Raw genomic sequence first — 9,272 nt, 5'->3', positions numbered from 1 at the left:
ACAGCTTGCCGCCTATGGCTGGGGACAGGATCAGTTTCGGTGCCTGGTGAACCTGTGGCAGCGTGAGTCCGGCTGGCGGACCAGCGCAAACAACCCCTACAGCGGGGCCTACGGGATCCCCCAGTCGCTGCCCGGAGACAAGATGGCCAGCGTCGGTGCAGACTGGCGCACCAACTTCCGGACCCAGGTCCAATGGGGCCTGGGGTACATCGGCTCACGCTACGGCAGTCCCTGCGCCGCATGGCAGCATTCCGAAGACAAAGGGTGGTATTGAACCCGGTAGCGACACACATGTCAAGTGGATTGTTATGCAATTGAGATAGCCGCTCAGGGTTGGTCATTACCGTCTCGGTTCTATGACTTCCCTCCACAAAGATGCCCTCGGCAACGAAGACACCCAGAGCGACAGCCACACCTCCGAAGAGATCCCCGCGCCGCGCGGGATCGCCCGGCAGCGCCGGCAGTCCGGCCGGACCCGTAAACTCCGCGTCGGCGCTGTAGTGGTCGCCGGCGGACTGGCCTTCTTCGGAATCGCCGGCGCCTCCATGCAGAACGACCAGCTGCGGGCCAGCCTCGTCAGTCTGACTTCTCCCACCGCTGCACCGGATACCGCTGAGAGCGCTCCTGCTGCCGACACGGCAGCGGGTAATGCAGACGGCGACGAACAGCAGAAGGCAGCCGGCGCCGCTGCAGCTGAAGACGCCAAACGGGCCGCCGACGCCAAGGCGGCAGAGGAGGCCAAGGCAGCCGAAGAAAAGGCAGCCGAAGAAAAGGCGGCCGCAGAGAAGGCGGCCGAAGAAGCCCGGGCGGCCGAAGAGCAGAAGGCCGGCGAAGCAGCCCAGGCTGCCGCTGCCGAGCAGGCCCGTGTGGCCGCCGAGCAGGAAGCTGCAGCTCAGGCGGCGGCTGAAGCCCAGGCTGCCGCGGACCGCGCCGCAGAGGAAGCCGCCGCTGCGGCTGTTCCCGCGGACGATCCCGCCGGGGCTAAAGCCTATGCTGCCTCTGCCCTGGCCGGCCACGGATGGGCAGCGTCGGAAATGACCTGCCTGGACACCCTGTGGGAGAAGGAATCCAACTGGATGACCAGCGCCACCAATGCCAGCAGCGGGGCCTACGGCATTGTCCAGTCGCTGCCCGCTGAGAAGATGGCGTCCTCCGGCGCGGATTACCTCACCAATCCCAGGACCCAGATCAATTGGGGCCTGGACTATATCGAGTCCCGGTACGGCAGCCCCTGCGGTGCCTTGAACTTCCACTACGCCAACAACTGGTACTAAACCCCGGCCAACAAACGCCGCCTGCTTCGGCGGCCCGCGGCAGGTACCCTAGGACTGTGAGTTTGACAGTATCTTCCCCGACATCTTCCCCCGCCCCGTCCGAGCAGCATCACCGCACCTATCAGGTGCGGACCTTCGGGTGCCAAATGAACGTCCACGACTCCGAGCGCATTTCCGGACTGCTGGAAAACGCGGGTTATGTGCCCGCGGAGGGCGACGAGGCCGACGTCGTCGTCTTCAACACCTGCGCGGTGCGCGAGAACGCGGACAATAAGCTGTACGGGAACCTGGGCATGCTGGCCCACGTCAAGGAATCGCGTCCGGGCATGCAGATTGCCGTGGGCGGCTGCCTGGCGCAAAAGGACCGCGACACCATCCAGCGCAAGGCACCCTGGGTGGACGCGGTGTTCGGCACGCACAACATCGGTTCGCTGCCGGCATTGCTGGACCGTGCCCGCCACAATGACGAAGCGCAGCTGGAAATCCTGGAATCCCTCGACGTTTTCCCCTCCACGCTCCCCACCAAACGGGATTCCGTCTACGCGGGGTGGGTCTCCATCTCCGTGGGCTGCAACAACACCTGCACGTTCTGCATCGTTCCCTCCCTGCGGGGCAAGGAACGGGACCGGCGGCCCGGCGAGATTCTCGCGGAAATCCAGGCACTGGTGGACGATGGCGCCATTGAGGTCACGCTGCTGGGCCAGAACGTGAACTCCTACGGCGTGGAATTCGGTGACCGCGGCGCGTTCGCCAAGCTGCTGCGCGCCTGCGGGACCATCGAGGGCCTGGAACGGGTGCGCTTCACCAGCCCCCATCCGGCCGCCTTCACCCAGGACGTCATCGATGCCATGGCGGAAACCCCCAACGTCATGCCGCAGCTGCATATGCCGCTGCAGTCCGGTTCCGACAAGGTCCTCAAGGACATGCGCCGGTCCTACCGGTCCAAGAAGTTCCTCGGGATCCTGGACAGCGTCCGCGAGCGGATGCCGCACGCCGCCATCTCCACCGACATCATTGTGGGCTTCCCGGGCGAGACCGAAGAGGACTTTGCCGCCACGCTCGACGTCGTGGAGAAGTCCCGTTTCGCCACGGCCTTCACCTTCCAGTACTCCAAGCGCCCGGGCACTCCCGCGGCAGAGCTGCCGGACCAGCTGCCCAAGGCTGTGGTCCAGGAACGTTTCGAACGGCTCACCGCCCTGCAGGACCGCATCGCTGCCGAGGAGAACGCCAAGCAGGTGGGAACCACGGTGGAAGTCCTGGTTACTGCCGGCTCCGGCCGCAAGTCGGAAGAAACCGGACGGCTTTCGGGCCGCTCCCGTGACCAGCGGCTGGTGCATTTCTCCGTCCCCGAGGGCTGCGGGGTTCCCCGGCCCGGAGACCTCGTCACCGTCCCCGTGACATCGGCGGCGGCGTTCCATCTGGTCGCCGATCCCGCGACGGCGGCGGATTACTCGCTGCGCCGTTCACGCGCCGGGGATGCCTGGGACCGGTCGCAGGCAGAATCCTGCGGAGTCCCCGCTGCCGGTACGGCCGGCGGTAAGGTTGGCGTCTCGCTGGGCATGCCCGCGCTGCCCCCGCGCTCCTAGTGCTGCGGGTTTGCATACGGAGGGCGGGGTGAGCGCCGCAGCCGCTGCCGGCACGCACCCGGTCATCGCCGTCGTTGGTCCCACCGGATCCGGCAAGTCGGATCTGGGCGTGGAACTGGCCCTGCGGCTGGGCGGGGAAGTTATCAACGCCGACGCCATGCAGTTCTACCGGGGCATGGACATAGGCACCGCCAAAATCACCGTCGGGGAGCGCCGCGGCGTCCCCCACCACCTGCTGGACATCATGGATGTCCGGGAGGAAGCCAGCGTTTCGGCCTTTCAGACATCCGCCCGAGGTCTCATCTCTGAGATTCAGGACCGGGGACGCTATCCGATCCTCGTGGGCGGATCCGGGCTTTACGTGCGTGCCGCCCTGGACGTGCTGGACTTTCCGGGTACAGATCCGGCAGTGCGCTCCGCCCTGGAACGCCGGCTGGAGGAAGAGGGACTCGAGGCCCTGCGCGCGCAGCTGAGTGCAGTGGACCCGGTCTCGGCGGACCGTCTGGGTGACGGGCGGCGCGTGGTGCGCGCCCTGGAAGTCCACCAGCTGACGGGCCGGCCGTTCAGTTCCTTTATGCCCGCCCGCGAGTACTTTCAGCCCGCCGTCCAGCTGGGTCTGAATGTAGAGCGGACTCTGCTGCACCGGCGGCTGGCAGCCCGCGTAGACCGTATGGTGGAGCGCGGCCTGCTAGCCGAAGTGGAAACGCTGGCCGGGCGCGGACTGCGTGAGGGGCGGACGGCAGGCCGTGCCCTGGGTTATTCCCAGTTCCTGCGGGTGCTGGACGGGGAATCGTCGGTGGCCGAGGCAGTTGAACAGACGGTGGTGGCCACCCGGCAGTTCGCCCGCCGGCAGCTCACCTGGTTCCGTGCCGATCCGCGGATCACCTGGCTCGACTGGGATGACCCGGAACTGACCGGCAAGGCCGCCGCCGCTATCCTTGAACGGTGAACACAACTCTTTCCTCTGCTCTGTCCGCATCCGGCCTGCCGGCATCCCTGGCCGGTCTGCCCTTCGCCAAAGGCCACGGCACCGGCAACGACTTTGTGCTGGTGGCCGATCCCGGCGGGGGACCCGAGGTAACGCCCGCGGAAGTGGCGGCGATCTGTGACCGGCACCGCGGCATTGGCGCTGACGGGTTCATCAGGGCCGTGCGTTCCGAGCACCTGCCCGAGGGCCAGGCACTGCTGCAGAGTGATCCCGCTGCGGAATGGTTCATGGACTACCGCAATTCAGACGGCAGTATCTCCGAGATGTGCGGCAACGGGGTACGGGTTTTCGTGCACTTCCTGCTCGCCGAGGGCCTGGTAAACCTGGCCGAAGGGGAAACCCTGACCATCGGCACCCGTGCCGGGATCAAGACCATCACCCGGGTGGACAGCGGATACGCCGTGGACATGGGGCCCTGGGAATTCATCTACCCCGACCACGCCGCGGCGAAGGCCATGGACGCCGTCGTCAACGCCGACGGGCTGGAAGTTCCGCGCCCCGGGCTCTCCGTCAGCATGGGCAACCCGCACACCGTGGTGGCCCTGGCCGAGCTGTCCGAACTCGCAGCCACTCAACTGACGGCTCCGCCGGCCGTGCAGCCGGAGCCGGAGAACGGCACCAACGTGGAATTTGTGGTCCCCGCCGAGCCGCTCGTGGAAAACGGCGTGGGTCTGTTGACCATGCGCGTGCATGAGCGCGGCGTGGGGGAGACCCTCTCCTGCGGTACCGGCGCCTGCGCCGCCGCCGTTGCCATCCGTTTCTGGGCCGGCCGGGATGCCCCGAACGACTGGGCAGTCACGGTGCCCGGCGGCGTCGTCGGGGTCCGCTTCCTGACAGCCGAGGACGGGCGCGAGCACGTGGAACTCAGCGGCCCGGCCGTTCTGGTTGCACGCGGAACCCTGCTCTAGAAGGACCTGCCCACGCCGGCGAGATCCGGAATAAACCCAGGCGGCGGGCCGTTGAAGCTGACATGGAATTCAAAACCGGTGTCAGTGCGGTCCGCCGCTGAGCAGTCAGCTGCCCTCGGAGCTCCGGGTAATTTTCAGGATCCGGAAAGACTTTGCGGTGCTGTGCCGTGATACCGAGTATCCGGCCCCCAGCTGTTCAGCCATCCACTTCTGCAGTGAATCCGCTCCCAGGTTCTTCTGCACCACCAGCCACGCAGTTCCATCCGGTGCCAGCCGGGGGAGCCACAGGAGCAGGAGGGCGTGCAGCTCGTCCTTGCCGATGCGGATGGGCGGATTGGACCAGATGGTGTCGAACCGCAGCTGCGGATCGACGTCCTCGGGCCGGCCGGCAGTGACATTGTCCAGCCCCAGGGCGGCGGCATTGTCCCGGGTCAGGGCCAGGCACCGCTCGTTGACATCCACGGCGTACACGCGGGCAGCGGGGGATTTCAGGGCCATGGTCAGCGCCACCGGCCCCCAGCCGCAGCCTATATCCAGCAGATTCCCCGTCGGTGAGGGGGAAGGAACCTCGTCCAGCAGGATCACGGTGCCCTTGTCGATGCCGTCGGGGCTGAAGATGCCGCCTGAGGTGACGAGGGTACGCTCGCGGCCATCGAGCGTGACATGGAGCGGCCGCCGGACCTCGGGTCCGGACGGTTGTGAACTGAAGTAATGGTCTGAACCCATAACAAACCAGATTAGTGGGTCTTCGGCAGGCAGCGGAAACCGGATTCAGCGGCGGGCAACCCGGCCCCCCAAATGTCCGTGCCCTGACTTACCATGGAGAACACGGCTTATAAGGAGAATATGACGATCAACAATTCCCGTCCTGGTACGTCCGGTTCCGCTCAGCCCACACCGGAGCTGAGCCCCGAAGACATTCAGGGGGTCATTGACAGGATCCTCGCCAAGGAAAGTGCTGCGGAGGCCAAGGCCCCCGCCCGGGACGTCCCGCGCGGCAGGGCTCAGGCCCTGTCCTCCGAGGACGCCTGGCATTCAGTGCACGACGGCGACCAGGAGGACCTGCGCGAGCGGCATGCACTGCGGCGCGTGGCCGGCCTGTCCACCGAACTCGAAGACGTCACTGAAGTCGAGTACCGCCAGCTGCGTCTGGAGCGCGTAGTGCTGGCCGGACTGTGGAGCGAAGGAACGGCGGCCGACGCCGAGAATTCGCTGCAGGAACTGGCTGCCCTCGCTGAAACCGCAGGCTCGGAGGTGCTCGACGGCGTCATCCAGCGACGCCTCAAGCCGGACCCGGGCACGTTCCTGGGCTCGGGCAAGGCTCAGGAACTGAAGGACATCGTGGCTGCCACGGGCGCGGACACCGTCATTGTGGACAGCGAACTCTCGCCGTCCCAGCGGCGCGGTCTGGAGGACATCGTCAAGGTCAAGGTCATTGACCGCACGGCGCTGATCCTGGACATCTTCGCCCAGCATGCCAAGTCCCGCGAGGGCAAGGCCCAGGTGGAACTGGCCCAGCTCGAATACCTGCTGCCGCGACTGCGCGGCTGGGGTGAATCCATGTCCCGGCAGGCCGGTGGCCAGGTGGGCAGCGCGGGCGCCGGTATGGGTTCGCGCGGACCCGGTGAAACCAAGATTGAGCTGGACCGCCGGAAGATCCGCACCCGGATGGCCAAACTCCGCCGCGAAATCGCGGGCATGAAACCTGCACGCGAAACCAAGCGGGCCAACCGCCAGCGCAACCAGGTTCCTTCGGTGGCCATCGCCGGATATACCAATGCCGGCAAGTCGTCGCTGCTGAACCGGCTGACGGATGCAGGCGTCCTGGTGGAGAACGCGCTGTTCGCCACCCTGGATCCCACCATCCGCAAAGCCCAAACCGAAGACGGCATCGGTTACACCCTGGCGGACACCGTCGGGTTTGTCCGGTCGCTGCCCACGCAGCTGGTGGAAGCCTTCCGCTCCACGCTGGAGGAAGTGGCGGACGCTGACCTCATCCTGCACGTGGTGGATGCTTCCCACCCGGATCCGGAGGGTCAGATCGCTGCGGTGCGCACTGTGCTGACAGATGTTGATGCCCGCAACGTGCCGGAGATCATTGTCCTGAACAAGGCCGATGCCGCCGACCCGTTTGTGCTGGAACGCCTCCGGCAGAAGGAGCGCCGCCATGTGGTGGTCTCTGCCCGCACCGGTGAAGGCATCGACGAGCTGCTGCAGGCCATCTCCGAAGGTATTCCCCGCCCCGCGGTGGACCTGACGCTGATGGTTCCCTATGACCGCGGAGACGTGGTCTCACGGCTGCACAGCCCCGACACCGAAATCCTGTCCGTGGACCACTCCGAAACCGGAACCCGGCTCCACGTCATGGTCCGCGAAGGCCTTGCTGCTGAACTGGAGCCGTTCGTCACCCATGAGTAAAGACACCACCGGCGAAGTCCTGGAACTTCTGGACACCGCCGTTGCCGGCATGGGCGGACAAAACCGCCCGGGCCAGCATGAAATGGCCCGACAGGTTGCGCAGGCCATCGACGAAGGAAAGCACCTGCTGGTTCAGGCGGGAACCGGAACCGGTAAGTCGCTGGCCTATCTGGTGCCGCTGATCCATCACTCGCTGGAGAGCACCAAACCAACCCTGGTGTCCACCGCAACGCTGGCGCTGCAGTCCCAGATTGTGGGTCGGGACCTGCCGCGGCTGCTCAGGACGCTTCAGCCGCAGCTTCCCCGGGAAGTGGACGTGGCACTGCTCAAGGGACGCAGCAACTATGTCTGCCTGCACAAGACCGGCGGGGGATTCCCTGAAGAGGAGGATCCTGCCGGCGCCCTGTTCACTCTCGGCGATGACCACGGAGTCTCCCACCCTTCACCGGCTCCCACCTCGGCGATGGGCCGTGAAGTGGTGCGGCTGCGTGAATGGGCTGAGGAAACGGACACCGGTGATCGGGATGATCTGGTCCCGGGTGTCAGCGACCGGGCTTGGCGGCAGGTATCGGTGACGTCCATGGAGTGCCTTGGTGCCCAGAAGTGCCCGGTTGCCGCTGAGTGCTTCAGCGAACGTGCCCGGGCGCAGGCAGCCGTGGCCGACGTCGTGATCACCAACCATGCCATGCTGGCGATTGCTGCCTTTGAAGGCCTGGCCGTGCTCCCGGACTATGACGTGGTGGTTATTGACGAGGCGCATGAACTGCAGGACCGCGTCACCGGTGCCGTGACCGGCCAGCTTTCCGGCACGGTGATTTCTGCCGCTGTCACCGCAGCCCGCAAGCACACCTCCGCCAGCGTGGAAGAACTGGCGCAGGCGGCGCGTGCCTTTGAGCAGTCCATGGAGGGTGTTCCCTCGGGCCTGCTGGCCAGCGGACTGAACGAAGAGCAGGAACAGGCGGTGGGGCGCGTTCGCGAGGCCTGCCGCGTAGCGCTTTCCGATTCCAAGCCCGAGCCCGGAGAAAACGCAGACGGCGGCCGGCAGACGGCGCGTTCACGGCTTATGGCCGTGCTGGCTGTCTGCGAGCGGCTGGCCTCGGCACCGGCGGCAGGAGAAGTGATTTGGGCATCCAGGCCCAGTTCATTCTCTCCGTCGGGAGGTTTTTCACCGCCCGACGAGACCGCTCCCGCCACCCTGAACGTTGCCCCGCTGTCGGTGGCGGGACGGCTGCGCGAAGGTTTGTTTGACGGGCACACCGTGGTGTTGACCTCGGCGACCCTGGCCATCGGCTCCGAGTTTGGACCGGTGGCAGGTGCCCTGGGCCTGTTGGGTCCTGGTGCGCCGCCGTGGTCCGGGGCCGACGTCGGCAGCCCCTTCGATTATCCGCGCCAAGGGGTTCTGTATGTGGCCAAGGATCTGCCGAAGCCGGAACGGGGAACCTCCGAAGCGCAGCTGGATGAAATCGAGGCGCTGCTCAAAGCCTCCAACGGCGGTGCACTGGGTTTGTTCTCCTCCCGCCGGGCAGCTGAAGACGCCGCCGATGCCATGCGCAGCCGGGTGGATTTCCCCATCCTGTGCCAGGGCGAATCCTCCATGGCTTCACTCGTCAAACAGTTCTCCGAGGAGCCGGACACCTGCCTCTTCGGCACTATGTCGCTGTGGCAGGGCGTGGACGTTCCCGGAGCTGCGTGCCGGCTTGTCCTGATCGACCGCATCCCGTTTCCCCGTCCCGATGATCCGCTGATGACCGCCCGCACCCGTGCGGTGGCCAAGGCCGGCGGCAACGGATTCATGTCCGTGGCCGCGACCCATGCCGCCGTGCGTCTGGCACAGGGCGCCGGGCGACTGATTCGTGCGGCAGGGGACCGCGGTGTGGTTGCGGTTCTGGACTCCCGGCTGGCCACGGCCCGGTACGGGGGTTTCCTGCGCGCAGCACTGCCGCCGTTCTGGTCCACCACGGACCGCTCCGTGGTGCTCTCGGTTTTGGGGCGGCTGGCGGAGCAGTCAGCCGCTGAGGAGCTTGCGGCGGGGTAGGGCGGCGGCGGAAGCAGCCGCACGAACTCCCGCCAAATGGCATGAGGCGCGCAAACGGCGGCC

7 protein-coding genes and 1 pseudogene are annotated in these 9,272 nt (G+C 66.4%); 7 read left to right on the top strand and 1 reads right to left on the bottom strand.

Translation table 11 applies throughout. From position 1 onward, the window contains the following. The 5 genes and pseudogenes from QMA10_RS16395 to dapF all read left to right on the top strand — a co-directional run. A pseudogene (locus QMA10_RS16395) lies at positions 1-274 on the top strand (hypothetical protein); the annotation flags it as partial. A gap of 82 nt (positions 275-356) precedes the next feature. Further along, positions 357-1,274 (top strand): hypothetical protein, encoded by a 918-nt coding sequence (locus QMA10_RS16390; RefSeq protein WP_290170074.1) that lies wholly within the window; start codon positions 357-359, stop codon positions 1,272-1,274. A gap of 56 nt (positions 1,275-1,330) precedes the next feature. Beyond that, complete coding sequence (gene miaB, locus QMA10_RS16385; RefSeq protein WP_290170073.1) at positions 1,331-2,860, top strand: tRNA (N6-isopentenyl adenosine(37)-C2)-methylthiotransferase MiaB; 1,530 nt, start codon at positions 1,331-1,333, stop codon at positions 2,858-2,860. Between the two features lie 28 nt (positions 2,861-2,888). Beyond that, positions 2,889-3,809 carry a tRNA (adenosine(37)-N6)-dimethylallyltransferase MiaA gene (miaA, locus tag QMA10_RS16380; protein ID WP_290170072.1) on the top strand — a complete coding sequence of 307 codons (921 nt, stop codon included), beginning with the start codon at positions 2,889-2,891 and terminating at the stop codon, positions 3,807-3,809. After that, on the top strand, positions 3,806-4,756 hold the full coding sequence (gene dapF / locus QMA10_RS16375; protein WP_290170070.1) for a diaminopimelate epimerase: 951 nt from the start codon (positions 3,806-3,808) through the stop codon (positions 4,754-4,756). The genes miaA and dapF overlap by 4 nt, the downstream gene beginning before the upstream one ends. 105 nt (positions 4,757-4,861) lie before the next feature. Here dapF and QMA10_RS16370 read toward each other — a convergent pair whose 3' ends face one another. Next, positions 4,862-5,482, bottom strand: coding sequence for a methyltransferase (locus QMA10_RS16370; RefSeq protein ID WP_290170067.1), 621 nt, complete (start codon positions 5,480-5,482; stop codon positions 4,862-4,864). A gap of 120 nt (positions 5,483-5,602) precedes the next feature. Here QMA10_RS16370 and hflX point away from each other — a divergent pair, with 120 nt between their 5' ends. Further along, complete coding sequence (gene hflX / locus QMA10_RS16365; RefSeq protein ID WP_290170063.1) at positions 5,603-7,174, top strand: GTPase HflX; 1,572 nt, start codon at positions 5,603-5,605, stop codon at positions 7,172-7,174. Further along, positions 7,167-9,209, top strand: coding sequence for an ATP-dependent DNA helicase (locus tag QMA10_RS16360; RefSeq protein ID WP_290170061.1), 2,043 nt, complete (start codon positions 7,167-7,169; stop codon positions 9,207-9,209). The genes hflX and QMA10_RS16360 overlap by 8 nt, the downstream gene beginning before the upstream one ends. The last annotated feature ends 63 nt before the right edge of the window (positions 9,210-9,272 follow it).

It is taken from the genome of Arthrobacter sp. APC 3897 (assembly GCF_030407495.1).
Classification (GTDB): Bacteria; Actinomycetota; Actinomycetes; order Actinomycetales; family Micrococcaceae; genus Arthrobacter_B.
Note: the sequence above shows the minus strand (reverse complement) of the source record. Positions and strands in the feature narration are given on the sequence as shown.

Coding starts and splice junctions, on each gene's coding strand:
- QMA10_RS16390 (WP_290170074.1), top strand. CDS start 357: ATGACTTCCCTCCACAAAGATGCCCTCGGCAACGAAGACACCCAGAGC.
- QMA10_RS16370 (WP_290170067.1), bottom strand. CDS start 5,482: ATGGGTTCAGACCATTACTTCAGTTCACAACCGTCCGGACCCGAGGTC.
- hflX (WP_290170063.1), top strand. CDS start 5,603: ATGACGATCAACAATTCCCGTCCTGGTACGTCCGGTTCCGCTCAGCCC.
- QMA10_RS16360 (WP_290170061.1), top strand. CDS start 7,167: ATGAGTAAAGACACCACCGGCGAAGTCCTGGAACTTCTGGACACCGCC.